We start from the raw sequence: 24210 nt of genomic DNA, 5'->3' as shown, positions 1-24210 counted from the left end.
TGCTGATGCGCCGCCACAACGCCGGCAACCGCTCCCGCCGCCTCACCGCTGCACCCCGTCCGCCCACGTGCGGCCGAGGAACTCGCACACGAAGCAGGTCCGCATGTCGACCGGTGCGCTGGTCGGCCCGGTACACATGTCAAACTGGCAGCCGACGCGCTCCAGCACCTCGCGAGCCTGGCTCAGCAGGGTCTGCTGTTGGGCCAGCGCCTCCGTCGCCCGGTCCCGTTCCTGCCGCACTGCGAGCGCGCCGTGCTGAACCGACCACTTTTCTTCGAGACGCAGGGCCTTGCGGGTCAGGGCGATCCGCTCCTCGGCGAGAGCCTGCGCAGCTTGCGCCTCGTCCCGCTCGCGGCGGAGCGTCTGGATCTGGTCGAAGTGGGAGGCGTGTCCGCTGTCCGGGTGCCCGGTGCAGTTCTTCACCATGGCCAGCATGTCGCCGAACGCCTCGTCGTGGCGCAGTATGCCGTTGTCCCGCTGCTGGCGCAGCCGTTCAGACTCGGCGGTGAGCCGCTCCAGCTCCGGCCGCACCACGGACCCGAACGCGGCAGCCGCTTCTGCCAGCCACGCCGCCCTCCCAGACTTCGGCAGGTCGTCCCAGTACGGGGTGTTCACGGACTTCCCCAGGTCGTCGCCGAGCGAGGTGGAGTAGATCGCGATCGCCATCTGCTCCACCAACGGTGCACCGGTGTCCGGCTCGGTCATGACGTCACCGCCTTCCCGATCGAGAACACGCCCGCGCCATCCAAGCCGCACTCGTACTTGCCGGCGGGCGCGGGCATCGCCTTGATCTGCTGCCCGGCCGCCCGGTTGACCTCGCACGCGAACAGGTCACTGCGGCAGGACATCGGGTGCTTGATCGTCCACCCGTCCTCGCGCACGTCGATCACGTGCTCGCGCTGGCCGTCGTCGGGCACGAGCGGCGTCCAGTCCGCGACGTCTTCGTCGGACATAAGCGCCTCGAAGCTGCCGTTGCCCTGTGCGGTCCAGTACTCGCGGCCCTCGAACCGCAGAGCGACTCGCGTGCGATCCGGGCTCAGCCGGACCTCCGGCGCCTTGTTCTGCTCGGTCACGACCGAGGCTCCTTCCTGAAGTCGTTGCGCTGCAACGCGCGCACTGCACGGCGATACCGGACCGGGTTCCACACACGGCTGAGCCACTCCCAGTGGTCAAAGCCGTAGACGTCGTCCTTCTCGAACACCCACACCTGGCCGTGCTCGCAGCGGCGCACGCCCCCCGGTTCCCCGCTGGTGCCCGGGAAGGGGCCGCCCGGCATCGCCGCGCCGTGCTCGCCGCGGAAAGTCGTCACGCATTCACGGAGACACCGCGCACGGCGGGTGTCGATGTTGGCGGCCTTCGGCTTCACAGCGCACCGACCTGTTCCACCACGGCGGGGCATCGCCCGCACGTGCACGGTGGGGTGTGGTCGCCGAACCAAATCGTGTCGCCGGACTCGTGGTGTTTCTGGTCGTGCCCCTCAGGCAGCTCGCACACGAAGCGGGTGTTCCGCGCTCCCCAGAACCCGATGGCGCCACAGCGAAAGTCGAGTGGGACGTCGAGGTTCCACAGCTGCAGCGTGCCCTTCGCTGGGATCGGTTCGCGCAGCAGACGGGCGTTCTCGAGCTTCCAGTGCGTCTCGCCGACGATCGCCCACGGCCCGCAGTCGCAGTCCTCCTGGCGATCGTCGCGAGACGCCGTGCACACGGACACCACGTCGACGACCGCGATCACCAGGCCCCGGTCCGCGTACGGCATGTCGTCTTCGAGCTTCTCCGGCAACGGCCGGCCGAGGTCGCGGGCAACGTGCACGACGTGTCGAAGCCAGTGCTCGCGCGGCTCATCCCACTTCGCTGCAGCGTGGATGGCAAGCGGTCCGCGGTGACTCGTTGCGCGGGAGCGGTTCTCAATCGTCTTGTGGCCCATGGCGATCGCCCAGGCCCAAGGCTGCCTGACAGTGAGCACCTTCATGACTCTGTTCCTTCCCCGGCGTGACCAACGAGGCGACCTGCTTCCCAGGCCGTCTGCCACAGCTCGTGCAGACGTCCAAACGGGTCGAGCCAGCCCTGCGCGGTGATGTCGATGCCGTCGTGCAGCCGCTCCTTCGGCGGCTCCGGACACGAGCCGTTACCGACGTGCACGAGAACCCAGCCGCGCGCGGCGAGCTGGTCGGCGAACTCACCGCGCGCCAGCGCTTCGGCCACTGCGAGACCGACCGTCTCGGAGATCGCATCGGCGGCCCGCTCAGGACGGGACTCAATCTGGCCGCGCAGTTCGTCTTCCCGTTGTTGGTCCGCGAGCTCGTCGGCGCTCACGTCGTCAGCCCTCGCGCCTTCAGCTCGCGCCGGATCTCGACCGCGAGGTTGTAGGCCTCGCGGGTCGGCTGCTCGACGAACTGCTTCCAGGGCGTCGTCTGGGGTGCGTCGCTGTACGGCTGGTCGAGCGTGGTCTTCACGGCGAGGCACTTCTTGGAGAGCGTGCGCAGCTTCTGCTCCGCGTCCGTGAGCAGGTGCTGCAGCACGGTGGCCCACTCGTCGCGGGTGTAGGAGGCACCGACCTCGAACTCGACGAACGGCAGCGCACCAGGCGCGTCCTTCTCAGCCAGCACGCCGATCCACGAGTCTTCGCCGTCTGGGTCGCACGGCGGCAAGCCGGCGCGTTCGCAGCGGTGCTCGACGTCCTCGTCGTTCGGGTCGCCGTGCGGGCAGGTGTCGCCGCAGCCGCAGGTGTCGAACACCTGCCACCACCGCACCGGTTCGTCCTCCCACCGAGGCAGCAGGCCGGGGTTCTCGTTGTGCACGATCAGGAAGTGCGCGCGCACCGCGGCCAGCGCCTTCACGGGGTCGTCGGTGAACGCGACGATGTTGTAGCCCTCGGCCACGCCGTCGCCGAGCTCGGCGACCTTGACCCCGCCGTACTCGGCGGCAGCAACCTGGTTCAGACGCAGCACACCGGGCGGCAACACCGGTTCCCACGGCGAGATCGTGACGGTGCGCTCGGCCAGCTCCCCCGTCAGCACACTGGGCGGCAGGCCGTACGCCTGCGCCTGCTCGCGGCTCATGCTGATCGGGCCGTGCGTGGTGTCGCCGCCGGGCCACTGCCAGCGCTGGCAGTACTCGGTGCGCTCGTGGCCCTCGTTCTTCATGGTGTTCAGCGCGTTCACAGCGACGCCACCGCCTTCGCTGCCGCGTGCTGCTCCTTGGCGGCGTAGAACTCCGACAGCGGCACCTCCGTCAGGTGCTCACCCGGCTCCGGGTACGGGGCACCGATCCGCACGAACACCCCAGGCTCACCGAAGTCGTAGACGCCGGCCACGTGCATGTTGAAGCCGACACGCAGGCAGACCTGAACGCCGTGCGCCCGCAGCACGGTGTCCGGCAGGCTCGGGTAGGCGTCGTACTCGGCGATCACCTTGCGCCACTGGTCGCCCGCGATGCCTCGGCGTGGGATGAAGTAGCCACGGCCGTGCTTGCGGCTCAAGCCCGGCGGCACGTCCTGCTCGCCGTCGTCCACGAAGCCGCACACGGTGATGGTGTGGTCGTAGCGGGACTGCACGATGCACAGCGGCAGTTCGGGGTGGGCCGCGTTGTAGGTGTTGGCCTTATCGTGCTGAGCCTGGCAGGCCTCGAGGTACTTCCGGTACGCCGCGGCGAGCTGCTCGCTCGCACGGTACGCGGTCGGTTCGTTGCTCATCAGAACTTCCACCACCCGTCGAAACCCGCAGGCACGGCCGGGTAGTTCGCGAGCATCGGCCGCAGGATCTTCAGGTGCTCCTGCTGGGTCTCCAGGCTGACGTTGCCCCAGTAGCCATCGCCGTCCCAGCGGCCCACAGCGTCCCCGCCGTAGCGGCCGTCGACGTGCTGCTCCAGGAACTCCAGTGCGGTCACGGGGGCCTCGCGGAAGCTCTTCCACAGGGTGCCGATCGACGCGACAGTCTCGCCACGTCGGCGGCGGAACCACACTGCACGGATCGTGCAGTGCCACGACCCCTTCGCTGCGCCAGGCGGGGGCTCGCCTTGCCACCGCGTCTCGTTCCACGTGGCGTTGAAGCTGGCGAGGTCCACCGCGTACGGGCCCTTGCTGATGAGGAACTTCTCCATCTTGATCACGTGCGTGTCCTCCGTGGACGGTTGGTCAGGCGACGGATTCGGTGCGGTGTAGGGCTTCGCGGAGGCGGTGGCCGATCCACTCGCCGACAGCCGGCGTGACGGCGTTGCCGAAGCCGTCGGTCTGGTCTCGCGCGCTGCCCCAGACCTGGAAGGTGCCTTCGTACTCGTAGCCGGGGAACGAGACGTCGAAGCCGCAGCCGCGGCCGATCTCGTGCGGGCCGAGCATGCGGAAGTAGCAGTCCTCCAGCGAGATCTTTGACAGCGCGTCGCGCCATTCGGCGCTCAGCACGCCGGTCGTGTCGCGTCCGGTCAGCGTGCCGAGCGGATCGGACAGCGGGTGCGGCGCCGTGGCGTCCTCGGAGCTGCCGTTCTGCTTGTACCAGCCGGAGAACAGCAGGGCCTGGTTCGCGCCGGAGGCGACGACGGTGCCGAGCGGGTCGCTGACCGGGTGCGCCCGGTACTGGGCCTCGTCGATGCTGCCGTTGTTCTTGACGAACCCGGCTGCGGTGAGCAGGCCGGGGATCTGGTCGGAGGTGAACGTCGGCATCGGCTCGCCGTGCGTCGTCGGGATCGTGTGCTTGCGGAACGGCACCACACCGGAGGACAGGACACCGAGCCCGCCAGATCCGGCGCCCGCGACGATGGTCTCCATCGGCTCGCCCAGGTCGCGGCTCGTCGCGTGCGTGCGGTTCGGCATGACCCGCGCGGACAGCAGCCCGAGGGTCTCGGAGCCGGGCTGTGTCGGCAGCGGCTCGCCGACGCCGCGCGGGGCGCCCTGGAAGTTGTTGACCGCGGCCAGCAGCACCGCCTTCTCGTGCGTCGACGTCACGGTGTCCATCGGCCGGCTGACGTGCTGGCCGTCGCCGTTGTGCCGGTGTGCAGCGATGACGTGCCCGGTGACCGCGACGGGCGGGGTGACCAGGCCGACGGTGTTCGTGGCGGTCTGCGCCCACAGCGGCTGCGACAGGTCACGCGAGCGGCAGTCCGAACCGGGCCGCTCGAACGTGTTGCCGGCCGCGGCCATCAGCGCGCCGGTCGACAGCAGCGCGGTCTCCTGCTGGCTGGTCTGGGTGGCCATCGGCTGCCACGGGTGCTTCTCGGTGCCGTGCGTGGACTTCGCGGGCATGAGCACCGCGGGGAACTCGGCGAAGCGGCTGCGGCACCGTTCGGCGCGGGCCATGGTCGCCGGGGCGAGCGGCTTGGTCCGGTCGCCGATGCGGGTGCCGAGGTTCGACAGGTCGAGGGCGTTGATGCTCGGCGCCATCGGCGGGATGACCTCGCGGCGGCACGACGGGCAGGTGTAGTTGTACTGCTTGCCGTAGCGGACACTGCCGGTCGCGGGCAGTCCGGTCTTCCACGTCCACTTCGCTTCGACCACGGTGTGGCAGCGGTCGCACCACGAGATGGGCCGGTGATCGAGGTCCGGGGCGGGGATGCTGCGGTCCCACATGCCGATGAACAGCCGGTCCCTCGACTGTGGCACGCCGAAGAACGCCGTGTTCAGATACATGATCTTGTACTCGTAGCCGAGCAGCTTGAACTGCTTGAGCCACCACTTGAACGTCGACCCGTCACCGACCTTCGGCCGACCGGGGATCGCCGGGCCCCACGAGGTGAGCTCGGTGGTGCACTCGACCAGGATCATGCGCGGGTGGTGCTTCGCGGCGTAGTGCAGCACGCAGTTCGCCGTGGCCCGGTCGCGCTCGCTGCGGGTGACGCTGGCCTCGTACTCGGGGTCGTTCATCCCGAACAGCGTCAGGCCCTGCTCGTAGGCCTTGATGGTGTTGGCCTGCGAGTGGTTTTTGCAGTTGTGCACGATGACGCCGTCAACGACGTAGGTGTGGTCCTCGTCGACGGTCATGTTGTAGACCGTCACCAACTCGCCGGGCTGTGTGGCGCCGTTGGCCTTGCCCCACCGGTAGCCGTCGACGTCGCGGTGCTTCGGGCGACGCTCGGCGCGGAGGTAACCCGTCACGACCCAGCGCGGACGCTGCTGCACCGTGCGGCCTTCGATGACGGCCTGGGCGGGCGGGCACTGGAGGAGAACGGAGGCGTAGTACCCGAGCGACGTGAGGAGCAGGCGGATCCCGACGGCCAGCTCCTTCGATACCGACGCCGCTTGCACGCGCAGACCACCGCGGCTGGTGTGGCCGTCCGCCGACAGGTAGCCCTCGACGAAGGCCTTCCGGATCGGCTCCGGAGCGAAGAGCAGCCAGCCCGGAATCCGCTTACCCGCGGCGCCGTGACCGAAGTGCTCGACGATGAATGCCGCCAGTCCCTGCCGAGAGACGTGGAAGGTGGCCGTCGTGCGCTGCTCGGTGTAGTTCCACGGCAGGTTGGTTCGCTCCCGCAGCTCGGCGCCGAGCTCGTCGGTCTCCGCGTGGCTCCCGCAGATCGTGACGCGGGACCACACGTTGTCGCGTTCCGGTCGGCGGCTCACCCAGCCGTCACCGACCCAGCGGCCAAGCACCCAGGCCACGTCAGGCGTGACTTCGCCGAGGTCGGGCAACGTTGGAAGCTCGGCGCTGGAGTCCTCGAGGATCGGCGTGCCGACCCACGAGCCGGCCAGCTGGTCGGCCCGGACCTCCGCTGGTGTCCGCAGCACCGGGAGCGCACGTCGGTTTGCATCGGCATGACTGCACTTGCGGGAGCAGAACAATTTCGCGGTGTTCGCCTTGAACTGGGCGACCTCACCGCTGCATTCGAGGCACTGAGCGCCTTCCAGCGGCTGGTACTTGCGTCGAGGCTGGACGTCGCGGGTGGCGTGCGCGGCCCAGAACGGGTGGTCCGGGGTGCACGTGATCGGCGCCGTCGCGTTGACGGTGATGGTGGGTCGCTCGACCGCCGAGGTGTGGGTCACCGGCCGCCACCGATTGCGGTGCGTCCAGACCTCGTCGCCGATCACGACATCCTCGATCGGGATCAGGCCGCGGCGCGTCAGCACCAGCGAGCCCGCGGCGAAGCACGAGACGCCCGCGGCGAGGAGGTCGGCGGCGGGGAGGTCTCGGACATCGTGGTAGTCCCCGGACTCGGGGTCTACGAGGTCGGCGATCCAGTGCTCGGCGTCGGGGTGGTTGGCCTCGTGCACCTCGACCTTGTAGCTGTTGTGGTTCGCGGCCATGATCGTCGTGAACCCGGCGCGGCGGATGCCCTCGGTGAGTCCACCGAAACCGCTAAAGAGATCGACTGCGATCAGCTCGTCGTGACGGAAGCGGCGCTGCCGCTTGGCCGGGCGGTGCGTGGCGACGCGCTGCAGGCGCTGTGCTGCACGGCTCATGCGTGGATCTCCAGTCGGTAGGGCTCAAGCGGCTGGTCAGCGCGCACGTAGAGCGGGTGTTTCGGGGAGCCGTCCTTGTTGCGGCCCAGGCACTTCAGTTCGATGCCGCGCTCGGCGAGCAGGGCGGCGACCTCGCGGTCACGGCCGTGCAGCCGGCCGGGCACGCCCCATCCGGCGATGACGACCGCGGCGTCCTGGACGGCTTCGGCGATCAGGCGGTCGTTGCTGCGGCCGATGGGGTTCGGGTGGCCGTCGAGCACGGACGGGTCGGTCGAGCGCAGCCCGAACAGGTTCACGACGATGAAGCCGCCGGCGTGCTCCCGTCGGGCGAAGCCGCGGCAACGCGTGACCGTGGGGTCCGGCACGAACGCGTCGGCGACCGATGGGTTCAGCAGCCCGAACACCGCGGGTGGCACGGTCGGGTCCCACACGCGGGACAGCAGGTACCGGTGGGTGCGCGTGGCATTGAACAGCGCCGTCGCGTACTCGAGTAGGTCGCCGCCCTCGTCCAGCACCAGGCGCTCGTGCACCTCGTCCTGGTGGACGGTGAGGCCGATCGCGCCGTCCTCGGAGGTAAGCGTGACCTGGTCACCGTCGTGCTCAACGACGATGAGGGCGGTGCCGGCGACGGTGACGGGGTCGCCGTGCTGGTACGGCGACCCGTCGACGCGGGCGTTCATGAGGCGAACCCGCTGCCCGCGGTGAAGCAGCTGCAACCGCCCCAGTCATTGAGGTCCAGCAGCGCCGGCTGTGACTCCACCCGCTGGCGGATCTTGGGCAGCGGAAGCAGCACAGTCTCGCCGCGGCGTTCCTCGCGAACGATCGACACCGGCTCTTTGCCCTGACGTGTCAACTCGTTCATGTGCCGCTCGTGCGCCTCCCAGGAGGTGAACCGCTTCGCGAACCGGTCGCGGTCGTAGGCCGGGTCGACGCCACGGGTACGCAGGAGATGTCCCCACTGGCCTTGCCCAGCACGAACGCAGGCACCACCGCAGTTGGCGTGTGGGAAGCCGAGCCGGTACATCTCAGGCTCCATCACACCGGTGGCGCGGCACTCGGCGATCCAGTGCTCCTTGGTCTTCATCGCCTCGACGAGCGGGAACTCGACCCGCCAGGGCGCCCACATCCGCCGGTTCGTCTCGACCCGCTCGGGTTCGGTCCAGTCCAGTCCGAGGTAGAGGACGGTGTTGGCGGGATCGCAGTTGGCTTCGAGCCACTTCCGTGAAGGCACGATCTTGAGGAGCTCGCTGCACTTCGCGGTGCGGGAGTTCGACAGCCAGCGGGTGTCGACGTTGACCTGCTGGGGGTTGCGGCCGTCGCAGACGACGGTGAGTTCCATACCAAGTTGGGCGGTGGCCTCGCGGTTGAACCGGTAGTTGTCCTCGTCTTCGGCGAGGGTGTCCGCGAAGAGCAGGGTGGTGTTGACCCGCCCGTAGCGTTCGATGACCATGCGAGCCACGGCCCAGCTCGTGATTCCGCTGGACCACATCGGCACGCGGCGGGTGGCCGGCGACCCGTCGATGCCCGCGGTCACGCCTGCGCTCGCAGTTTGGGGCGCTTGTGGCCGTCGATGTATGGGCAGCGGTGGCAGCACCTGCGCTCAGCAGGTGCGCTGTTCATCTGGGTGAGGCAGTCCCAGCCGGTCGTGCCGCAGTTCGTGCACGGGTACTCGCCACCCTGGTCTGGCTTGCAAGCGCACGGCGCCTTCTCGCACCCGCCGCAGAAGCTGTCGGCGTACTTCGCTGCGGCGAGCAGTTGGGCTGCCATCGCTCGCGCTCCCGCCGGGTCAACGCGGCGACTGAACGGCGCGTACGACATGTCCACGTCGCCGTCCGGACCGGAGGAGACAAACGACGCGTGCAGGCCGTCCGGCGAGCCCCAGTAGGCGATCTGCTCGTTGTCGATCTCGTCCGGCTTGACCGTGGCGACGAGGTCCAGGTGCGGCATAGCGGCGTTGAGCACGTCCATCACGCGCTCGCGGATGGTGACCTGCTGGCTGGGCGGGAACTTGTCCCACTGACTGTCGTCGCCCGCGTACGCGGACCGCGTCATCGCGCGGGCTCCAGCTTCGACGGCTTCGCGGGAGATCTGGATGTCAGCCACGTGCGGGCTCCTCGGTGGTGGCATGCAGGTGGACGTCGACGTAGCGGGGCGGGATGGCCGCGTTCTCGTCGAGCGAGGCGTACGGGTTGCCGGACTCGGGGACCCAGGCGTCGTCGCCTTCGTCGGACATGCGGGTCACCAGCACGCCGCCGGGGACCTGCGCGAGGGTGAACAACGCGGAGTGACGGGAGCGGTGCACGCACAGCGTCACCTCGGGGTGGCGGACCGCCCACTGCCGCTGCGGAGGCTTGGGTTCCTCGGCGAAGTCCGCGCCGCCGTGCGCCTTCAGCAGCGAGAGTGCGGCGCGGCCGGCGTTGTGTCGGCGGAGCTGGCGGCTGATCTGCTCGGCGAGGCGGATCTGCTCGCTGTTGCCGCGGGCGAGTGCGTGGACGAGGCGGGACACGTCGGTGGTGCCGGTGGCGACGAGGACGACGACGGGGTCGGGCGGGAAGCCGTCGTCGTTGGGCTTGTCGTAGGCGCGGGTTTCGACGCTCACGGGTTCTCCTTGGGGTCCAGCGCGGTGATGGCGTCGAGCGGGACGCGGAACCGGTCCATCAGCAGGCCGCTGTCGAGGTTGGTGCCGGGCAGGACGACGAGCGCGTACTGGTCGGGCTTGACGTTGGGTGGGCCGAGGACGACGGCGTCGAAGGTGACGCGAACGCGGGTGCCCTTCGGCAGGTGGTCGGCGAGTTGGTGGCAGGCGCAGTGGCCGGGGCACAGCTGGCAGGTCTCGCAGTGCTCGGACTCCAGTGCGGTGCACAGGCGCTGGTCGTGGCCGGCGCGGAGGGCCAGGCACTCCAACGGGTCCGGGGCGGTCACGCCGACTCCAAGGCGTCGACCGCCGCGCGGAACTCGGCCGCGTTGACGGTCAAGCTGTCGCTGGTGAGCTTGCAGCTCATGGCCTTGGCGAGGGTGCGGGCGGCGGGCGTGGCGATGTCGAAGATGGCCTTGAACTTGACCCCGAGGCGTTCGAACTCGACGCAGATCTGCTTGCGGGTGCTGTGGTTTGCCTTCTCGATGCGGACCGGCACGCTGAACGAGGCGGCCAGGTCGGCGAGCCTGCGGTACTCGTTCCACTCGGTGCCTCGGTACTCGCGGTGGATCTGCAGGCGCACAAACGTTTTCCCGATGATCACGCTGTCGAACTCGGGCACGGAGAACGGGAAGCTGCCGATGGCTCGGTTCACGTCGGTGACTCGGTTGTGGAGCGCGGTCTTGTGGTCGGCGGTCATCGGGTTTCTCCGGTGGTGTCAGTGGTGAACAGGACGGTCGCCATGCCTGCGATCAGGTAGATGCCGAGCGATGCCAGAAACACCGGGCCCCACCCGTCGAGAAACCCAGCGACGCCAGCGGTAACCGCGGCCCCGATGGTGATGTTGCGGGCGAGACGGCGGGCGAGATGCGCCGCCGGAGGCTCGGGTTGGTCGGACTTGCTGGGTGCGTCGCCGAGCTCCTCGATGTTGATCCGCTCGTGCGTGATGTTGGCCTGCCGCAGCGCGTGCACGGCCTGGAGTGACAGCAGGACGGTGATGCTCACGGCGGCGCCGATGAACGCGGGGGTCCAGCTCTTCTGCGCCACGCTGATCGTGAAGCCGATGAGGAGGCCGGCCACCGCGGCGTAACGGAGGGTGCTGCGCAGGTTCACGGCTGTGCCCTTCGTCCCTGGGTGGCCGCGGCGGCGACGCCCGTGTAGTGGCGGCGCAGTCGGGCTTCCTCGTCAGCGATCTGCTTGTCGGTGGGCGAGGTCTCGTGGCGGCTGAGCCACAGGAACATGGCTTCGGCGACGATGTGGTCGATGAGCGCGCCGAGCTGGATCTGGAGGCGGATTACCTGCCGGTCGAGTTCGGCTTCCTTCTCGCTCGCAGCGCGGGCGGCGTGGAGCTGGATGACGATGTCGCTCATGACGTCCGCCCGGCGTTGCGGCGCTCGTCGGCGGTGTTGTGGCTGTAGGTGAGGCGCCGCTCGGCGGCGGCCTGCTGGGCGGGGTTGTACGTGGCCACGACGGCGGCCGAGATGCTGCGCGCCGCGACGATGGCGGAGTGGGCGGTGTGCTCCAGCACGGCGCCGTCGAGGTCCTCACGGGACGTGGAGGCGGTCATGCTGCACGCGCCATGGCGATCACGGTCATCGCACACGGGGTGCGCCCGATCTCGCGGGTCAGGCTGACTTCGGACTTGTTGCGGGCGGCGAGCAGGCGCGCACACAGGTCGTCGTTCGCAAAGTCCTTGCGCACCTCGGGCGCGGCGCTGCCGACAATGTCGAGGAACAGGTCGTCGAGCAGGAGTTCGTCGGCTTGCACGACTTCCCGGACGCCACCGTCGATCGTCATGCGCCACTCGCTGCCATCGGCGAACATCCAGCCGGCGTTGGCGATGTGGTCTTCGACGTTGGTGCGGGTGATGCCGGGCGCCCAGGCGCCGTGCTGGGTGGTGCCGTCGGTGATCACACAGGACTTGTTGGCCAGGTCCACGTACACGGTCGCGCGCCTCATCGGGCACCGCCGCACGTGCACGGGTACTGCTCGCAGTTGTGGCACGTGCCGCCGTCTCGGCAGCCGTCGCACTCGCAGTGGACGCCGTCGTCGGCCGTGTCGGTCTCGGTCGTGCCGCGCAGGTCCGCCAGCTTGGTCATCGCCTCGTCGCGCTCACGGCGCGCGGAGTCGCGCTCGTCGCGCAGTTCGGCGTACGCCGGGCTCGTGTCGATCGCGATCTGGACGACCTCGGCACGAGCCTTCTCCAGCTCGCTGCGGTGGTACTTCAGGTCACCGCCGACCGCGATAAGGAGGTCCTCGATGGACGCGTTGGGCCGGTCCTCCGTGGCGAGCGGCCCCGCGAGGTGGGTCAGCTCAGCCCGTACCATCTCCAGCTCGCGCACGGCGGCGGCGTGCTTGTCCTGGTGGTACTTCGTGGTCTCCGAGTACTCGCGGAGGTCCTTGTTGTCGCCAAGCAGTTTGTCGATGAAGGCGAGCAGGGCGGGAACGTCTCGGCCGAGGCGGGAGAGCCGCATCTCCCACTCGATCTCCGTCGGCACCGGCGTGCCCGCCTCCTGGCGGATGAGCACCAGTTGCAGCTCTTCGGCGGTCAGGTCGTTGGGGCCCTTCTGCCCCAGCAGGTCGAGGTTCGGGAGCTCGCTCATCGGACCGTCACCATCCGGAGCGCGGCGATCTCGGAGGCGGCCTCGGCACGCCAGGTGTTGCGCTCGCTGCGCTTCGCGTGCCGGGCAGCGACGGCACGCCCGCCGGTGCGGTTGGCGGTGCGCTTCGCGACCTGTCCGGCCATGCGGGCTGTGGTGTTCGTGGTCATCGGACACCTGCCAGCACTGCGGTGGTGAAGAACGGGGCGAAGGTGCCGCTGGCGATGGCCATCAGCGCGAGCAGCAGTGCGGCGGCGGCGAACCCGAGGATGACGCCCCAGCCGATGCGGGGGTTGGTGGACGCGAGGATCGGCACGCTGTGCGGCCGGATGGTGTGGTGCTTCATGGGGTACTCCCAACTCGGTGGCGATCGAGGTTGGTTGGTCGACGGCGCCGGGCTCGGGGGAAGCCGTGCACGAGCCCGGCACCGTCACGTCAGGCGAAGCTCTCGCCGATGGCGATGAGCTGGGCGCAGGTCTTGGCGTTCTCGACGGCCGCGCGGAGGCCTTCGAGCTGCTGCTCGGCGCGGTCGCTCATGTCGTCGCTGGCCCACTCGTTGAGCCGGAAGGACACGGCGGCGCGGAGGCGCTCCAGTTCGGTGCCCAGCGCGAAGATGTGCCCGAGTGCGGCTTCGAGGACGAGGTCCTTCGCCGTGATCGCGTCGGCGGCGGCCTGCCACACCTGGTGGTAGACCTCGTCTGCGGGCACGTTGTAGGTGACGCCGTCCGCGCCGGAGTGCGCGCTCTTGGCGAACGTCACGAGGAAGTCGCGGTTGCGCCACTCGGCGCGCAAGTGCCCCTCGATCAGCCAGTGCCCAGCGCGACGCAGGTCGGACTCGTAAGCGTCGACCAGGTCGTCGCCGAAGGCGTTGCGCAGATCGGTCAGGGCCTGCTTGTCGGACTCGTCCCACGCGTCGGAGGCGCAGTCGGTAACGACCAGAAGTCCCGTTTCGATTGACTTGAAACCGGACATCGCGGCCTGCGCGAACGGCTTGCAGTCGCCGATCTGACGCTCCATGAGCGGTGCGGCCATCTTGATCTCCCTGCTCACCCGGTTTTGTTAGACAAAACGTACGGGATGCCGTCCTGTTTTGCAAGTTTCAAAAGCGGACGTCTTCACGGTAGCCTCATCACCGACCCCACAAGGAGGTGAGATGGCAACCGACGAGCCCAGCAAGGGCGGACGCCCCACCGGACCTGATGGCCCCAAGGACGACTCCTACGCATTCCGAGGCCCCAGCCACGTCCTCAAAGCGTTCGAGCGCAGCGCCGGCCGTGACCGCGGCAGCGTGCTCATCCAGTTCATGCGCTGGTGGCTCCGCTTCCCCGGTGCGGAACTCCCCCAACGCCCACCCGCCATCACGGACAAGGCGGCGTGACCGGTAGCCTTCCATTGCGGTGCAAGCGGTTGTCGAATGCGCGAAGGCCCCCGATGTCCAGTGGACGTCGGGGGCCGTTCTCGTTACTGGGCGTTGCTGGCTCCGTCACCAGACCCTGCGGGTGCCTTGGCGAAACGCCTCCCGCAGCGACGTCGACCTCGGCGGCACCGGCATGCCGGGCGGGACTGCTGGCCGGACCGGTCCGGCGTCCGGTTCGGCGATGACTCGCTCAGCGAACTCCTGCTGTACCTGCGCGACCTCCTCGACCGCGATGGGCTCAGCTGCCGGGGGAGGCGGTTGTGGGTGCTCGTCGAGCAGTTCCGGTTCGACGTGGTCCTCTGGGCGGAGCATCCTGACTGCGGCCCATCGTTCGCGGCACGTCGCGGTCGCGTACCGAGGCGTCAGACCGTTGTCCTCCACCGGGGTCTTGCAGCCGCAGGCGCACAGGTCCGGGTTGTACGTGCCGAAGTTCCCGTAGTCCATCGCTACACCACTTCGGGCTGCGGCGCCCGTGTCGTCGCCTTGGCCTTGGCCGGGGTCGGCACACTGGCCGGCGCGCTCCTCTTGAGGGTGGCCAGCGTGGCGTGCAGCTGCGCGCGGTCGACGGTCTGCTGGATCTCCTGGCGCCGCAGCGCGGCCGCCGAGGCAGCAACGTCGCTTGAGGCCATCGCGTCGGCTTCGCTGGCGAGTGTCTCGGCCTTGGCGATGTGGTCGTCGGTCGTCCAGGTCGAGTAGTCGGACGGGTTGCTCATGCGGTCTCCTCTGCTTGCCGTGCGAGCCACTCCCGCACGGTCTGGGTGTGATCGGTCCTGCACAGGTCGAACGCGGACGGGATGCCGCGCTCGTCGGTGCCCGTCGGATCCAGGTGCCAGCGCGTCGGCCCTTCTGGCAGCGGTTCTCCCTCGGCCACAAACACGAGCGCACTGCGGACGTCGAGGCTGTCCACGGTCCACATCGACTGCGAGCGCGCGAGACAGGGCCGGCCGTCGTGCCACCAGCGGCGAGACGGTGCCTCGAGCGCGGGCCGTCCGCAGGCGCCGCAGCAGCCGCGGCGCGGCCACTGCGACGGTTCCCACGGACCGGAGATGGTCATCGGCTTGTGCTGCCCTGGTCGGCGCCGTCGACCTCGATTTGCACCTGCAGTCCGGCGGCGCGGAACACCGCCTGGACGTCGCTGATCTTCAGGTGTTCGGGGATCTGGGTGGCGTCGAGTTCCACGACGTGCGGCTGTTTCGCCGCGGTGTCGTTCGCGCGGAACTGGCGCCAGCTCTCCTCGATCTGGTAGCGGATGTACGCGGCCTCGTAGCCGCTGGCGTGCGCCCGCTCGACGAAGCGCATCACCTCGTACTGCACGCTCTCGTCCGGGATCTTGTCCATGAGCGACTTCATCTCGTCGACGAGTTCACGCGGCAGGTAGCCGACACGTACTTTCCACTCAGCCACGACGCCTCCGCTCCCCGCCGAAGGCCAGGACGACGGCGAGCAAGGCAGCGGGGATGAGCACAAAGTTGAAGCAGCCCCGGCCATTCGCGAACTCTTCGCCCGAGCCCATCAGCGCTGCCGCACCTTCAGGCGGACGCTGCCGTCCGGCTCCGGGTCGGAGACGACCACCACGCCGAGGTCGGACCGCCCTTCGAGTTCCTTCGCGGTGATGGTGGTTTCGCAACCGGGGTAGCGGGTCACGAAGATCTGGATGACGTTCCACAGGTCCCGGATCTTGTCCTCGGACTGTCGCACGGTCGGTGGCTGGTCTGCCTCGCCGCCTCCTTCGAGCAGCCGAGCAGGCGGCTGCCACCCGACGAGCGCCAGCACGGTCGCGACGCGGCCAACGATCGCGCTCGTGATTTCCCGCAAGTCCCGCTCCGAGTAGGACTCGTGTACCAGGCCCGTGCCGAGCCAGGCGCCGATGGCTTCGTTCACCACGTCGGAGGTAGGCAGGGTCAGGTCGAACTCGTCGTACTCCGCGAGGGTTTCCCGTTGTGCCATCGCGTCCGTAAACGCGCCGCGCGCAAGCTGGCGGTGCTGGTCGTCGTTGTCGGTCAACGGTGGGTGGATGGTCGGGGCGCTCATGGGGTGTCCTCTCCGCAGCATTCGGCGCGGTATTTGGTGTCGGGGTTGTCGCTGTACCGGATCGCCGCACCCACCGGGAAACGCTGGCCGCAGCCACAGCTGCCGGGATAGTTGGCGGCGAACCAGCCCGGCAGGGCGAGCAGTCGGCGGCGAGTCTCCTGGGTTGCGGTGTCGGCCTGTTCCTCGGCGGAGACCAGGCCGCGGCAGTTCGCGCACTGGCCGGGCAACATCTCGTGCTTGCAGCGGTCGTCGCTCATGCCGAGATCTCCAACGCGGGATCGCGCTCGTCACCGCCGCCGTTCGCGGCGCGCGTAAGTCGTTCCATGCGGGCGCGTCGCTCGATCACCCAAGAGGGCAGGCGGCGACCGGTCGCGCCGCGCGGCGTGTCGTCTTCCTGCGGGACAACGGCATCAACCAACGTGGGCAGGCACTCCACGACCCGCTCGTGCCACTGCGGCATCCAAGCTTGCAGCTCGCCGAGCGTGACATCGCTCTTGATCGTGTTAACCCGGCTACGACACAGAACGATGTTGCCGACCTCGTACCCTCGGATCGGATCGACCCGATCGATCGAGACGCCATCCGGGTCACGCCCGTTGCCGAGGCTCATTGTCATGGCGACGTCGGTATAGAAGCACTGACCAGCCTGGTAGTTCCAGAGCGCGGCGAGGTATCCGTCCGGCAGCTTGTACGCAATGTCTTGCCGACTACGCCGAGCCCCTCGTTCGCCATTGCGGAGCCGGTTCTGCCGGTCCGCGAAGTAGGACTCGGGCGACGCACCCAGCGACTTCCGCGCATTGTGGGCGCGGCAGCATCGGCAGATCGAAAGCCGCCGGCCATCTGCGAACCCGCGAACGAACGGGAACTCGTTGTTGTGCTGCACGGTGCTGCAGTTCCGACACCTGGAGTGCTCGTCGTCCACCCTCTCGGGCGGTTCGCCGCGTAGAAGGTTCGGCTTCAGCTCTGCCTTGCCGAGCCAGTAGGCCACCGTGCGGTGATGACACCCAACCACGGCGGCGATCTCCCGGTTGAGCAACCCCTGCTTGTGAGCCGCAAGGATCGGCTCACGCAGCGGAGAGCCTGAGGCGCCCATCAGAAGTTCCCCTCGGCCACCTGGAGGACCGTCAGCCCGATCGACCTCCAGGCACGGCAAACCCGGTCGCGATCGTCGAACACGCACGTAACGCGGTAGCGGTCGCGGATGTGGGTGTCGAAGAGTTCCAGCTTGATCACGTCGTCGCGGCGGCGGTCGCCGGCCTTGCGCATCACTAGCGCCGCGTACGGGACCTCGACGTGCTCGGCGAGCCAGGCCGCGGTTTCGTCGCGGTAGGTCTCGTCCCGTCCGCTGCAGAACACGACCTCGTGCCCGGTCAGGAACATCGATCGGACAGCGGTGATCACGGCGATGTTGGGCCGGTCGAGGTGGTAGCGGCTGGTGTCGTACGGGTCGCGGACGCCGCCGTGCAACGCGACCGTGCCGTCAATGTCGACCATCACGGCCGCTGGCAGCGACGGGTCCGGCACGTACCGTCGGCCGACGATCGGCTGTTCGGGTTCCGGGATTGGCAGCGGGAGCGCTCGGCCGGAGAGGAAGCGCCGGTGCAGGCTGCGCAGAACGTACTCGCCGACTTGGGCGTGGCCTTCGCGCAGCGCGTCACGGCGGATGCACTCCTCCAGCGGGATGTGCGTGAAGTCCTGTACCTGGATGTCGGCTCCGCACCGCCACGCGATGCCAGCGACTGCACGGAGGTACCTCGAAGCGAGGTGCGTGTCGTCGACGATGACGCTCACGCCGGCGCGGAGCATGCGTTCGATGGCGCTGTGCTGGGCGAGGGTGACCTGGTGTTCGAGAACACGGTCACCATGGAATGGCCGGCCGTGGAGCATCGTCCGGTAGGTGTCGCGGTTGCAGCGCACCAGGGTTCCGGGCTTGGCCTGGGCGAGCTGCTCCTCAGCCCAGGTGGTTTTACCGGAGCCGGGAAGGCCGCGGGTCGCGGTGAGGGTGAGGTTCATGCGGCGTCCTCGGTTCTCGTCCAGAAGGGACGCTCATGGGCGGGGTAGATCGATGCCCAGGCCTGTGCGGTGATCGGCTTGCCGTCGAGCGCGGCGAACACGAGACCGCGGTGAGGGTGGTCGACGAGCAGCGCGGCAGCGTCCTTTCGCGGTAGCAACGCCAGCTGTTCTGCGGTGGCGCCCACCTCGGCGATGAGGTTGGCGGCGACGTGCTGTTGGTCCCGGATCGTCGCGTCGATCCACGCGAGGAACTCTTCGGGGGCCTTCGCGCGGAGCGCGTCGAGCCAGTCGGTGCCAGCGTCCACGATCCCGTGCGCCTCGACGGGGTCCAGGCGCAGCTGTTGAGCGACGCGCTTGATCGGCATGTCGGGGTGTGCCGCGAGGGTGGCGTGCACCGCATTGCGTTCCCACAGGCGCCGCGCGGTGAAGCCGGTGACGATGCGGTGCATCGCCACGTAGTCGGCCTGCTTGATCTTCACGCGCTGGTCCGAGGTGAGCAGGTGAACGACCAGACCTTCAGCGTTCGCTCGCGGCTCGGCTGCGAGCGCTTCCGCCAGCGACCCGTGGGGGAAGGACTCGACGATGGGACCAGGCCAGTCGATGCCGAGGAAGTGCGCGCCGGCCGAGAGAGTCTGCCCGGTCTTGATGTCGACGAGCCCGAGCAGGATCAGGTCGTCGGTGGCGCCGTAGTCGAGGACGATCCTGTTCTCCGGGTACACGATCTCGAAGAGCACGGTGACGCCCGGCGGCGGCGTCCACGAGCCGTACTTGCCGCGGTACAGGGCCGTCGCGTGCTGAGCCTGGTCGCTCACGAACGACCCGCGCGTCGCGATCGCCCATCCCGTCGGGGTCGGGTACAGGATGCCGAGGCTGCCGTCTGCCTTGTCGGTCACCACGACCGGCTCGTTGAAGTCGAGCGCGGCGGCCTCGGTCTCGTTGTGGTTGAAAAACTTCGGGAACGGCCGCGCCACGATCTCGCTGGTGTTCGAGTCCGCGATCAGGCCGCGGCACTGCCTAGTCACGGGCGTCCAGGCACGCTCGTAGGCCGCCTTCTCGGTGTAGTTGAAGATCGTGAGCGGGAGGTGCGGGTGCTGCTGGGCGCGCACGTACCCCGCGTCGATGGCGGTCTCGAGGTCGAGGATGTCGAACAGGTCGTCTAGGCGGGTGCTCATGCGTTCGCTCCTGCGGGCTCGGTGTCAGCGGTATCCGTCTCGGCGTCGTCCGGGTCGGGCAGTGGCGGCAGGTCGGCTGCGTACACGCCGATGTCCGGGGCCTGGCCGTCGGCGAGGTCGGAGTCGTTCCAGCCCTTCGAGGGGGCGATGACTCCGCGGTAGCTCACGCCGATCTGGACGTGGACGTTCATGGACTGGTGCACGCGGTAGAGCGACACGGTGCCGCTGTGCCGGTTCGCGATCGTGAGGAACGCGGAGAGCGCCGAAGCGGTGTAGTCCGTCCGGTTCTCCACCGCTTTCAGGTCCTTCGGCGCGGTGAGGTGCACGGAAGCGAGCAGCGGGAACACAGTGCGCGGGAACGTGTCCAGGTCGCTCCAGGCGAACCGCTGGGTGAAGCCGTGGCCGAACAGGTCCGGGTCCTCGGCGATGACGACGTCCTCGCCGTCTCGCCTGAGGTCGCTGACGTGGTCGTTCTTGTTGTCCTTGTTGAGGAGCTTCTTCAGGCTCTCGATCAGGGCACGGACGTAGTTCACCGGCAGGAGCGTCGGAAGGATGCTGCCGCCGGCCTCGACCCACGAGTGGCCGACGACCCGACCGTTCGTCGAGGTGGCGATCAGGCAGTTCACCGCGCCGACTTCCGCGTTCTCCTCGACCTTCGACGTGTGCAGCAGGATGCCGGCGCAGCCCGCGAGGCCCGTCTCCTCAGCTGCGGTGAGCAGGTGGTCGTTGAGCAGCGCCAGCAGGTCCTTGGTGAGAATGCGAACCGACATCAGGCGTCCTCCAGGGACAGTTGGCGGGGGTTGTGGTTGGGGCAGAAGTCCCCGGTGCTGTCGCAGTGCCAGCCCTGCGTGCGCAGATAGGCGCGGGCGTAGCCGTAGCGGCGGTCCTCGGTGTCGTTCTCGTGGACGAGGTAGTCGCCGCGCTCCTCGTGCTCGCACGTGTCGCAGAAGACCGTGACCTCGCACGGGAACCGGTCCGCCCGGAACTTCGGAACCGACGCCGTGCCGGCGCCGAGCGGCCACGCGAAGGTCGGGATGCCGAGCCGGACGGACATCTCGGCGGTGTCGCGGGCGCCGCGGCTGCCGTTGGCCAGGAGGGCGTGCGTCTCCTGGATAGGCTCGGGGCCGAACATCTCGTGGTTGCGGTACGGGCCTGCGGCCGGGCAGTACTCGCGGCCGGTACGGTCGCGGCGTCGGTGGCGCGGCCGGCACTTCGGGCGGCACGGCCCGTACCAGTCGGCCGGGTGCGGTTCGTCGACGCCGCCAAGCTCGCGCCAGATTGCGGCCACGTCCTGGTCGCCTTCGGGACAGTCGCCGTGCACGAGCACCGCGTTCGGTCGGGCGGCGTGGATCAGCTCAACCACGCTGCGCATGCCGGCCTGGTCGGTGTAGCCGCGGGCGACGGTAAAGAGGATGCGGATGTTCATCAGCGCACCGCTTTCTGGTCGCCCTCGAACGCGCCGCAGCGAGGGCAGTACCCGTCCGCGTTCCACGCCAGGTGAGCCGGACCCCTTGGACACTCGGCCAGCGCACTCACTTCGGCCACCACGGCGTCCCACGTCACCCGCGAGTCCTTGATGCCGAGGATCTGCGCCAGTTGCCAGCGCGCGGACCATTCGGCTTGGCTCGCGCCCTTCTTGCGGAGCTGTTCGAGCTTCCACACCAATCCGACCGCATCCCCGAACGGCAGCCTCTGCTCCGGCTGGTCACCGCCGAGCGCGTCAACGAGCGCCTGCCGCTGCAACTCGACCGAGCGACACGCCTCGTCGAACGCCTCACGTGTTGGCCGGTCGGCGTGGCCCTCGTCCTGGCACCGCTTGGCGTTCCAGCCGTTCTCGACCATCGCGTCCAGCGTGATCAGCCGCGACTCAGCCGAGGCGTCCAGCAGCATCCGCCACATCTGCGCGGAATTGATCCGGTCCCCGCCGTGCACGGTGAACGCCGCCCCCGCCTCGTACGCGGCCACTTTGGCGCGCAACTCCTTAAGCTCGGCCAGCGGTTCATCGGCGGTCATGCGAAGGACTCCTTGTGGGCGGCGGCGGGGCGGTCGATGACCCAGGGGCCGCGCATCTGAATCACGAGGCGGTGCGCAGCGCCAGCGCCCACGAGCCACTGGTCAGCAGCGAGCGCATCACCGTGGGTTTCTGCGGGTCGGGTGAAAGCGGCGTCATCCGGAGTGCTGCCAGCGAGGAACACCTCGTGCTCGACGTGGCGGTGGGCGCAGTCTGCGTAGGCGTTGATCTCGTCGGCCAGCTCGAGCCAGCGGTCGCGGCACTCCCACGACATGACCCGGATGGCGTCGAGGTTCGCCGCGCGCGACAGCTCGCTGGCCACCTCTCGCGCGGCGAGCGGGGGCATCACGGCCGTGGTGTTTGCGATCGCGGCCCGGATCGTCGCCAGGGTCTCCTCGGGCCCGCGGACCTTCACGGTCACCGCAGGCCGCAACCCAGAGGTGTTCATGCGGCCACCTCAGCTCGGAACGGCAGCACGGGCTGGTGGTCACCGTCGGAGCAGGACGAGCACAGGTCGTGCGCCTCGAACACCGCGAGGATCGCCTTGCGGGTGTCGTGGTCGAGCTTGAGCACGAAGTCCCGCGAGACATGAGTCCAGTCGACGTCGAGCTCGCCGAGGCGGGCCGCGACGGACTGGGCCACGTCGAGCGGGTAGTCCCAGTTCTGCACGCGCAGCAGGGTCGGCTCGTGGGTGATGCCCCACTTGCCCTCGGCTCGCTTCCAGTCGGCGCCGTCGAACGAGCCCGCGAGCGTCTGAGTGACGATGAGCCCCGGCGTGCGGGTGGGCACGTAGGGCAGGTCCGCCGTCAAGCCGTCGCGGGTGGTGATCTCGGCCGTGCTGAGGCCCGCCGGGATCGGAGGCTGCCGGTCAGCTTCGCCACCGAGCCACGTCATGGGGTGTCCGTCCGCGATCTGGCGACTCCACTCCCAGTTCAGCTCGCCCGCGGTCTCGCCGTCCTCCATCGACTTCTGAACCCAGACGGCGAGCCTGTCGGCTCCCTTCGGGTCGCGCCGGCGCAGCGCTTCGAGGAACACCACCGCGGGGAACTTGCTGATGTAGTGCGCGATGGCGATGTGGTTCAGGTTGCCGTTCTCGGGGTCGATGACGCGCTCGAGGAGGGAGGCGGCGTCGGTGAGGGCTTGCCGGATGTAGTCCTCGGCGGTGTTGATCTCCGGCGTGGGCCGAGGGGGGCTCTGTGCCCCGTCAGCGAGTTGGGGTTCCTGTCCCATGGCGAGGGTCCTTCCAATCGCGCCCCGACGATCTGGGGCGGGCAAACGGGGTGGTCTTGATCAAGCGGGCTACTGCAGGCCGAGCTGCACGCGGCGGCCCTCGGCGAGGTGCGGGCGGCAGTCGAGGCACGGAACGGCTTTCTCGCGGTCGATCCAGCCCTTGGCGCACTTGCTGCACTCACGCGGCCCTTCGGCCAGCGGTGGCACCACAGGCGCAGGAGGGTCTGAGGTCAGCTCGTCGTTCTCGTCGTCGCCGAAGCGGTTCTTGTGGCTCATGACTCGTTCGCCTGGCTCTGACGAACGCGGTCGAGTTCTGCCGCTGCTTCAGCACGACGCCGCGCGTCTTCGGCGCTGGTCCGCACGACACGGCCGCGCTTCGACCATGGCATCGCGAACGTCTGGTTGAACTGCGGGTGTCGGCCGAAGAACTCGCGTGCCGCTGACATCGCAGACGCTCGCGTCTCGTCCGATGCTGGCGCCGGGCCGGGAAGCGCCTTGTACGCCGGGGCGTTGCCGACCGAGCGGAGCTTCCGCGCCCACGCCACCACGTCAGCGGGTGCGATCGAGTGGCGTTCCGCCCTGTACTCCTCGGACGAGTAGTAGGCGATCACGGCGTCGTAGGCGTCCTGGAACGACAGCGCCTTGAGGGCGTCGTGCCAGACGCCGCGGATGAAGCCCTGGGCGTCCGGCTGCGGCAGTCGCGGGTCAAGGACGATTGCGACGGCGAGGACACGGCCGGCTTCGGCCACGGTCATGCCCGTCGTGGGTGGGGTGTCGCTCATGCCGTGCGGCCTCCTTCGATGACCAGCAGCCCTTCAACGGGTTGCTGGGTGGCGTACTGGGTGAGGTACGGGTCGTCGTCGACGAGCGCGGAGAGCGCCTTGTCCATTCGGGCTGAGCCGGAGACGGTGCCGTGGTGGTTGCCGTTCAGCGCGGGCCGCCGAGGCTGGCGGGCTTCCGCGTCGGCTTGCGCACGTCGCATCCAGGTGCGCCACGCGGCGACCCAGTCGAGCTTCGACGCGTTCTTCGTGGCCGCCGTCCAGTAGTCCACGAAGTTTTCGGTCTCGGCTCGTCCCACGAGCGGGGTCTTCTCCCGCGCCCACTCGACCATCTCGGCCGTCACCGTGAAGTCGCTCGGGATCCGGGATGCCTTCGCCTTCTTGGCGGTCTGCGCCCGCGGGCGCGTCTCCCCCGAACGAAGTGAGGGGGGTACTTCTCCGTCAGGAGAAGTACTTACGGGTCGGGTCGGGTCGGGGGCAGGGTTACGAACCTGGTTAGTAACCTCTCGTGTAACCGGGTTACATTCGGGTTCCTCACCGAGGTACTCCTCCAGCTCCTCAAGCCTCTGAGCAGCCTTTCTGGCCCTCCACGCCTTCACCTTCGCGGCGGTCTTGCGACGCTTCTCATCGATCTCTTCCTTCGTCGGCTGGTGCTCGGACCACTGGTGGAACTCGAATCCAACTTCGCCTTCGCGCTCAACTTCGTGCCACAGACGCACTTCGACGAGCCGCTTCGCGAGCCTCAAACGGGGGTCGTGCCGACGAACCACCTCGGTCGGCACGAACCCGTCCGTGGTGTTGTCTGCGCACCAGACCCCACACAGCGTCCAGAGACCGACGGCGGGCACACGGTCCTTGGCGAGTCGCCTCACCTTGGGGTGCTCCGCGAACTTGTCGTCGATCCGGAACCAGGTCATGGGATAGGTGCCTCTCCTTGAG

At 68.8% G+C, this 24210-nt stretch carries 41 protein-coding genes; 1 reads left to right on the top strand and 40 read right to left on the bottom strand.

Annotation, left to right across the window (positions count from 1 at the left end; genetic code table 11):
* Positions 1-42: 42 nt before the first annotated feature.
* The 23 genes from IE307_RS38325 to IE307_RS38205 all read right to left on the bottom strand — a co-directional run bounded on the left by IE307_RS38325 (position 43) and on the right by IE307_RS38205 (position 13668).
* The gene (locus tag IE307_RS38325; RefSeq protein WP_191304371.1) at positions 43-705 is read right to left on the bottom strand and encodes a hypothetical protein; all 663 of its coding nucleotides are present in this window, start codon (positions 703-705) and stop codon (positions 43-45) included.
* Positions 702-1073, bottom strand: a complete 372-nt coding sequence (locus IE307_RS38320) for a DUF6085 family protein (RefSeq protein ID WP_191304370.1) — start codon at positions 1071-1073, stop codon at positions 702-704. Before IE307_RS38320 ends, IE307_RS38325 begins: the two co-directional genes overlap by 4 nt.
* Positions 1070-1309: a hypothetical protein gene (locus IE307_RS38315; RefSeq protein WP_191304369.1), complete on the bottom strand. Its 240-nt coding sequence runs from the start codon at positions 1307-1309 to the stop codon at positions 1070-1072. The genes IE307_RS38320 and IE307_RS38315 overlap by 4 nt, the downstream gene beginning before the upstream one ends.
* A gap of 53 nt (positions 1310-1362) precedes the next feature.
* On the bottom strand, positions 1363-1968 hold the full coding sequence (locus IE307_RS38310) for an ASCH domain-containing protein (protein ID WP_191304368.1): 606 nt from the start codon (positions 1966-1968) through the stop codon (positions 1363-1365).
* Positions 1965-2312 (bottom strand): hypothetical protein, encoded by a 348-nt coding sequence (locus IE307_RS38305; RefSeq protein ID WP_191304367.1) that lies wholly within the window; start codon positions 2310-2312, stop codon positions 1965-1967. Before IE307_RS38305 ends, IE307_RS38310 begins: the two co-directional genes overlap by 4 nt.
* Positions 2309-3160, bottom strand: coding sequence for a hypothetical protein (locus IE307_RS38300; RefSeq protein WP_191304366.1), 852 nt, complete (start codon positions 3158-3160; stop codon positions 2309-2311). Before IE307_RS38300 ends, IE307_RS38305 begins: the two co-directional genes overlap by 4 nt.
* Complete coding sequence (locus IE307_RS38295; protein ID WP_191304365.1) at positions 3157-3690, bottom strand: hypothetical protein; 534 nt, start codon at positions 3688-3690, stop codon at positions 3157-3159. Before IE307_RS38295 ends, IE307_RS38300 begins: the two co-directional genes overlap by 4 nt.
* Positions 3690-4106 carry a hypothetical protein gene (locus IE307_RS38290; protein ID WP_191304364.1) on the bottom strand — a complete coding sequence of 139 codons (417 nt, stop codon included), beginning with the start codon at positions 4104-4106 and terminating at the stop codon, positions 3690-3692. Before IE307_RS38290 ends, IE307_RS38295 begins: the two co-directional genes overlap by 1 nt.
* 25 nt (positions 4107-4131) lie before the next feature.
* Positions 4132-7383 (bottom strand): DNA cytosine methyltransferase, encoded by a 3252-nt coding sequence (locus IE307_RS47125; protein ID WP_229905493.1) that lies wholly within the window; start codon positions 7381-7383, stop codon positions 4132-4134.
* Positions 7380-8063, bottom strand: coding sequence for a DUF1643 domain-containing protein (locus IE307_RS38270; RefSeq protein ID WP_191304363.1), 684 nt, complete (start codon positions 8061-8063; stop codon positions 7380-7382). Before IE307_RS38270 ends, IE307_RS47125 begins: the two co-directional genes overlap by 4 nt.
* The gene (locus IE307_RS38265) at positions 8060-8917 is read right to left on the bottom strand and encodes a phosphoadenosine phosphosulfate reductase domain-containing protein (protein ID WP_191304362.1); all 858 of its coding nucleotides are present in this window, start codon (positions 8915-8917) and stop codon (positions 8060-8062) included. Before IE307_RS38265 ends, IE307_RS38270 begins: the two co-directional genes overlap by 4 nt.
* Positions 8914-9486 (bottom strand): hypothetical protein, encoded by a 573-nt coding sequence (locus tag IE307_RS38260; RefSeq protein WP_191304361.1) that lies wholly within the window; start codon positions 9484-9486, stop codon positions 8914-8916. The genes IE307_RS38265 and IE307_RS38260 overlap by 4 nt, the downstream gene beginning before the upstream one ends.
* Positions 9479-9982: a hypothetical protein gene (locus IE307_RS38255; RefSeq protein ID WP_191304360.1), complete on the bottom strand. Its 504-nt coding sequence runs from the start codon at positions 9980-9982 to the stop codon at positions 9479-9481. The genes IE307_RS38260 and IE307_RS38255 overlap by 8 nt, the downstream gene beginning before the upstream one ends.
* Positions 9979-10305, bottom strand: a complete 327-nt coding sequence (locus tag IE307_RS38250; protein WP_191304359.1) for a hypothetical protein — start codon at positions 10303-10305, stop codon at positions 9979-9981. Before IE307_RS38250 ends, IE307_RS38255 begins: the two co-directional genes overlap by 4 nt.
* Complete coding sequence (locus tag IE307_RS38245) at positions 10302-10718, bottom strand: hypothetical protein (RefSeq protein WP_191304358.1); 417 nt, start codon at positions 10716-10718, stop codon at positions 10302-10304. The genes IE307_RS38250 and IE307_RS38245 overlap by 4 nt, the downstream gene beginning before the upstream one ends.
* Positions 10715-11131, bottom strand: a complete 417-nt coding sequence (locus IE307_RS38240; protein WP_191304357.1) for a hypothetical protein — start codon at positions 11129-11131, stop codon at positions 10715-10717. The genes IE307_RS38245 and IE307_RS38240 overlap by 4 nt, the downstream gene beginning before the upstream one ends.
* Positions 11128-11388: a hypothetical protein gene (locus IE307_RS38235; protein WP_191304356.1), complete on the bottom strand. Its 261-nt coding sequence runs from the start codon at positions 11386-11388 to the stop codon at positions 11128-11130. Before IE307_RS38235 ends, IE307_RS38240 begins: the two co-directional genes overlap by 4 nt.
* Complete coding sequence (locus IE307_RS38230) at positions 11385-11585, bottom strand: hypothetical protein (RefSeq protein ID WP_191304355.1); 201 nt, start codon at positions 11583-11585, stop codon at positions 11385-11387. The genes IE307_RS38235 and IE307_RS38230 overlap by 4 nt, the downstream gene beginning before the upstream one ends.
* Complete coding sequence (locus tag IE307_RS38225; RefSeq protein ID WP_191304354.1) at positions 11582-11962, bottom strand: hypothetical protein; 381 nt, start codon at positions 11960-11962, stop codon at positions 11582-11584. The genes IE307_RS38230 and IE307_RS38225 overlap by 4 nt, the downstream gene beginning before the upstream one ends.
* 11 nt (positions 11963-11973) lie before the next feature.
* The gene (locus IE307_RS38220) at positions 11974-12621 is read right to left on the bottom strand and encodes a hypothetical protein (protein ID WP_191304353.1); all 648 of its coding nucleotides are present in this window, start codon (positions 12619-12621) and stop codon (positions 11974-11976) included.
* Positions 12618-12788 carry a hypothetical protein gene (locus tag IE307_RS38215; RefSeq protein ID WP_191304352.1) on the bottom strand — a complete coding sequence of 57 codons (171 nt, stop codon included), beginning with the start codon at positions 12786-12788 and terminating at the stop codon, positions 12618-12620. The genes IE307_RS38220 and IE307_RS38215 overlap by 4 nt, the downstream gene beginning before the upstream one ends.
* Positions 12785-12964 carry a hypothetical protein gene (locus IE307_RS38210; RefSeq protein ID WP_191304351.1) on the bottom strand — a complete coding sequence of 60 codons (180 nt, stop codon included), beginning with the start codon at positions 12962-12964 and terminating at the stop codon, positions 12785-12787. Before IE307_RS38210 ends, IE307_RS38215 begins: the two co-directional genes overlap by 4 nt.
* Before the next feature lie 89 nt (positions 12965-13053).
* Positions 13054-13668, bottom strand: coding sequence for a hypothetical protein (locus IE307_RS38205; RefSeq protein WP_191304350.1), 615 nt, complete (start codon positions 13666-13668; stop codon positions 13054-13056).
* Between the two features lie 103 nt (positions 13669-13771).
* Here IE307_RS38205 and IE307_RS38200 point away from each other — a divergent pair, with 103 nt between their 5' ends.
* The gene (locus tag IE307_RS38200; protein WP_191304349.1) at positions 13772-13996 is read left to right on the top strand and encodes a hypothetical protein; all 225 of its coding nucleotides are present in this window, start codon (positions 13772-13774) and stop codon (positions 13994-13996) included.
* 105 nt (positions 13997-14101) lie between these two features.
* Here IE307_RS38200 and IE307_RS38195 read toward each other — a convergent pair whose 3' ends face one another.
* From IE307_RS38195 to IE307_RS38115, 17 genes are all read right to left on the bottom strand, one after another.
* A complete protein-coding gene (locus IE307_RS38195; protein WP_191304348.1) occupies positions 14102-14479 on the bottom strand; it encodes a hypothetical protein in 378 nt (125 codons plus the stop codon).
* 2 nt (positions 14480-14481) lie between these two features.
* Positions 14482-14748, bottom strand: a complete 267-nt coding sequence (locus IE307_RS38190) for a hypothetical protein (protein WP_191304347.1) — start codon at positions 14746-14748, stop codon at positions 14482-14484.
* Positions 14745-15089, bottom strand: coding sequence for a hypothetical protein (locus IE307_RS38185; protein ID WP_191304346.1), 345 nt, complete (start codon positions 15087-15089; stop codon positions 14745-14747). Before IE307_RS38185 ends, IE307_RS38190 begins: the two co-directional genes overlap by 4 nt.
* The gene (locus IE307_RS38180) at positions 15086-15439 is read right to left on the bottom strand and encodes a hypothetical protein (RefSeq protein ID WP_191304345.1); all 354 of its coding nucleotides are present in this window, start codon (positions 15437-15439) and stop codon (positions 15086-15088) included. The genes IE307_RS38185 and IE307_RS38180 overlap by 4 nt, the downstream gene beginning before the upstream one ends.
* 108 nt (positions 15440-15547) lie before the next feature.
* Complete coding sequence (locus IE307_RS38175) at positions 15548-16039, bottom strand: hypothetical protein (RefSeq protein ID WP_191304344.1); 492 nt, start codon at positions 16037-16039, stop codon at positions 15548-15550.
* Between the two features lie 23 nt (positions 16040-16062).
* Entirely contained in the window at positions 16063-16323 is a 261-nt protein-coding gene (locus IE307_RS38170; RefSeq protein WP_191304343.1) for a hypothetical protein, read from the bottom strand.
* Positions 16320-17159 (bottom strand): hypothetical protein, encoded by an 840-nt coding sequence (locus IE307_RS38165; protein WP_191304342.1) that lies wholly within the window; start codon positions 17157-17159, stop codon positions 16320-16322. Before IE307_RS38165 ends, IE307_RS38170 begins: the two co-directional genes overlap by 4 nt.
* Positions 17159-18079 carry a phosphatase domain-containing protein gene (locus IE307_RS38160; protein ID WP_191304341.1) on the bottom strand — a complete coding sequence of 307 codons (921 nt, stop codon included), beginning with the start codon at positions 18077-18079 and terminating at the stop codon, positions 17159-17161. The genes IE307_RS38165 and IE307_RS38160 overlap by 1 nt, the downstream gene beginning before the upstream one ends.
* On the bottom strand, positions 18076-19251 hold the full coding sequence (locus IE307_RS38155; RefSeq protein ID WP_191304340.1) for an RNA ligase: 1176 nt from the start codon (positions 19249-19251) through the stop codon (positions 18076-18078). Before IE307_RS38155 ends, IE307_RS38160 begins: the two co-directional genes overlap by 4 nt.
* Entirely contained in the window at positions 19248-20021 is a 774-nt protein-coding gene (locus tag IE307_RS38150; protein WP_191304339.1) for a hypothetical protein, read from the bottom strand. Before IE307_RS38150 ends, IE307_RS38155 begins: the two co-directional genes overlap by 4 nt.
* Positions 20021-20677 (bottom strand): hypothetical protein, encoded by a 657-nt coding sequence (locus IE307_RS38145; RefSeq protein ID WP_191304338.1) that lies wholly within the window; start codon positions 20675-20677, stop codon positions 20021-20023. Before IE307_RS38145 ends, IE307_RS38150 begins: the two co-directional genes overlap by 1 nt.
* Positions 20677-21264 carry a hypothetical protein gene (locus tag IE307_RS38140; protein ID WP_191304337.1) on the bottom strand — a complete coding sequence of 196 codons (588 nt, stop codon included), beginning with the start codon at positions 21262-21264 and terminating at the stop codon, positions 20677-20679. The genes IE307_RS38145 and IE307_RS38140 overlap by 1 nt, the downstream gene beginning before the upstream one ends.
* Entirely contained in the window at positions 21261-21710 is a 450-nt protein-coding gene (locus tag IE307_RS38135; RefSeq protein WP_191304336.1) for a hypothetical protein, read from the bottom strand. The genes IE307_RS38140 and IE307_RS38135 overlap by 4 nt, the downstream gene beginning before the upstream one ends.
* The gene (locus tag IE307_RS38130; RefSeq protein ID WP_191304335.1) at positions 21707-22492 is read right to left on the bottom strand and encodes a hypothetical protein; all 786 of its coding nucleotides are present in this window, start codon (positions 22490-22492) and stop codon (positions 21707-21709) included. Before IE307_RS38130 ends, IE307_RS38135 begins: the two co-directional genes overlap by 4 nt.
* A 69-nt stretch (positions 22493-22561) precedes the next feature.
* Positions 22562-22768, bottom strand: coding sequence for a hypothetical protein (locus tag IE307_RS38125; protein ID WP_191304334.1), 207 nt, complete (start codon positions 22766-22768; stop codon positions 22562-22564).
* Complete coding sequence (locus IE307_RS38120) at positions 22765-23274, bottom strand: hypothetical protein (RefSeq protein ID WP_191304333.1); 510 nt, start codon at positions 23272-23274, stop codon at positions 22765-22767. Before IE307_RS38120 ends, IE307_RS38125 begins: the two co-directional genes overlap by 4 nt.
* Positions 23271-24188, bottom strand: a complete 918-nt coding sequence (locus IE307_RS38115) for a hypothetical protein (RefSeq protein WP_191304332.1) — start codon at positions 24186-24188, stop codon at positions 23271-23273. The genes IE307_RS38120 and IE307_RS38115 overlap by 4 nt, the downstream gene beginning before the upstream one ends.
* Positions 24189-24210 lie beyond the last annotated feature (22 nt).

The organism is Lentzea cavernae (assembly GCF_014653695.1).
Taxonomy (GTDB): domain Bacteria; phylum Actinomycetota; class Actinomycetes; order Mycobacteriales; family Pseudonocardiaceae; genus Lentzea; species Lentzea cavernae.
Note: the sequence above shows the minus strand (reverse complement) of the source record. Positions and strands in the feature narration are given on the sequence as shown.

Bases quoted from the DNA above. Each gene is read 5' to 3' on its own strand.
- IE307_RS38325 (WP_191304371.1), bottom strand. From the start codon at position 705: ATGACCGAGCCGGACACCGGTGCACCGTTGGTGGAGCAGATGGCGATC.
- IE307_RS38310 (WP_191304368.1), bottom strand. From the start codon at position 1,968: ATGAAGGTGCTCACTGTCAGGCAGCCTTGGGCCTGGGCGATCGCCATG.
- IE307_RS38295 (WP_191304365.1), bottom strand. From the start codon at position 3,690: ATGAGCAACGAACCGACCGCGTACCGTGCGAGCGAGCAGCTCGCCGCG.
- IE307_RS47125 (WP_229905493.1), bottom strand. From the start codon at position 7,383: ATGAGCCGTGCAGCACAGCGCCTGCAGCGCGTCGCCACGCACCGCCCG.
- IE307_RS38270 (WP_191304363.1), bottom strand. From the start codon at position 8,063: ATGAACGCCCGCGTCGACGGGTCGCCGTACCAGCACGGCGACCCCGTC.
- IE307_RS38245 (WP_191304358.1), bottom strand. From the start codon at position 10,718: ATGACCGCCGACCACAAGACCGCGCTCCACAACCGAGTCACCGACGTG.
- IE307_RS38235 (WP_191304356.1), bottom strand. From the start codon at position 11,388: ATGAGCGACATCGTCATCCAGCTCCACGCCGCCCGCGCTGCGAGCGAG.
- IE307_RS38230 (WP_191304355.1), bottom strand. From the start codon at position 11,585: ATGACCGCCTCCACGTCCCGTGAGGACCTCGACGGCGCCGTGCTGGAG.
- IE307_RS38220 (WP_191304353.1), bottom strand. From the start codon at position 12,621: ATGAGCGAGCTCCCGAACCTCGACCTGCTGGGGCAGAAGGGCCCCAAC.
- IE307_RS38215 (WP_191304352.1), bottom strand. From the start codon at position 12,788: ATGACCACGAACACCACAGCCCGCATGGCCGGACAGGTCGCGAAGCGC.
- IE307_RS38210 (WP_191304351.1), bottom strand. From the start codon at position 12,964: ATGAAGCACCACACCATCCGGCCGCACAGCGTGCCGATCCTCGCGTCC.
- IE307_RS38200 (WP_191304349.1), top strand. From the start codon at position 13,772: ATGGCAACCGACGAGCCCAGCAAGGGCGGACGCCCCACCGGACCTGAT.
- IE307_RS38195 (WP_191304348.1), bottom strand. From the start codon at position 14,479: ATGGACTACGGGAACTTCGGCACGTACAACCCGGACCTGTGCGCCTGC.
- IE307_RS38190 (WP_191304347.1), bottom strand. From the start codon at position 14,748: ATGAGCAACCCGTCCGACTACTCGACCTGGACGACCGACGACCACATC.
- IE307_RS38185 (WP_191304346.1), bottom strand. From the start codon at position 15,089: ATGACCATCTCCGGTCCGTGGGAACCGTCGCAGTGGCCGCGCCGCGGC.
- IE307_RS38170 (WP_191304343.1), bottom strand. From the start codon at position 16,323: ATGAGCGACGACCGCTGCAAGCACGAGATGTTGCCCGGCCAGTGCGCG.
- IE307_RS38165 (WP_191304342.1), bottom strand. From the start codon at position 17,159: ATGGGCGCCTCAGGCTCTCCGCTGCGTGAGCCGATCCTTGCGGCTCAC.
- IE307_RS38160 (WP_191304341.1), bottom strand. From the start codon at position 18,079: ATGAACCTCACCCTCACCGCGACCCGCGGCCTTCCCGGCTCCGGTAAA.
- IE307_RS38155 (WP_191304340.1), bottom strand. From the start codon at position 19,251: ATGAGCACCCGCCTAGACGACCTGTTCGACATCCTCGACCTCGAGACC.
- IE307_RS38150 (WP_191304339.1), bottom strand. From the start codon at position 20,021: ATGTCGGTTCGCATTCTCACCAAGGACCTGCTGGCGCTGCTCAACGAC.
- IE307_RS38145 (WP_191304338.1), bottom strand. From the start codon at position 20,677: ATGAACATCCGCATCCTCTTTACCGTCGCCCGCGGCTACACCGACCAG.
- IE307_RS38140 (WP_191304337.1), bottom strand. From the start codon at position 21,264: ATGACCGCCGATGAACCGCTGGCCGAGCTTAAGGAGTTGCGCGCCAAA.
- IE307_RS38135 (WP_191304336.1), bottom strand. From the start codon at position 21,710: ATGAACACCTCTGGGTTGCGGCCTGCGGTGACCGTGAAGGTCCGCGGG.
- IE307_RS38130 (WP_191304335.1), bottom strand. From the start codon at position 22,492: ATGGGACAGGAACCCCAACTCGCTGACGGGGCACAGAGCCCCCCTCGG.
- IE307_RS38125 (WP_191304334.1), bottom strand. From the start codon at position 22,768: ATGAGCCACAAGAACCGCTTCGGCGACGACGAGAACGACGAGCTGACC.
- IE307_RS38120 (WP_191304333.1), bottom strand. From the start codon at position 23,274: ATGAGCGACACCCCACCCACGACGGGCATGACCGTGGCCGAAGCCGGC.
- IE307_RS38115 (WP_191304332.1), bottom strand. From the start codon at position 24,188: ATGACCTGGTTCCGGATCGACGACAAGTTCGCGGAGCACCCCAAGGTG.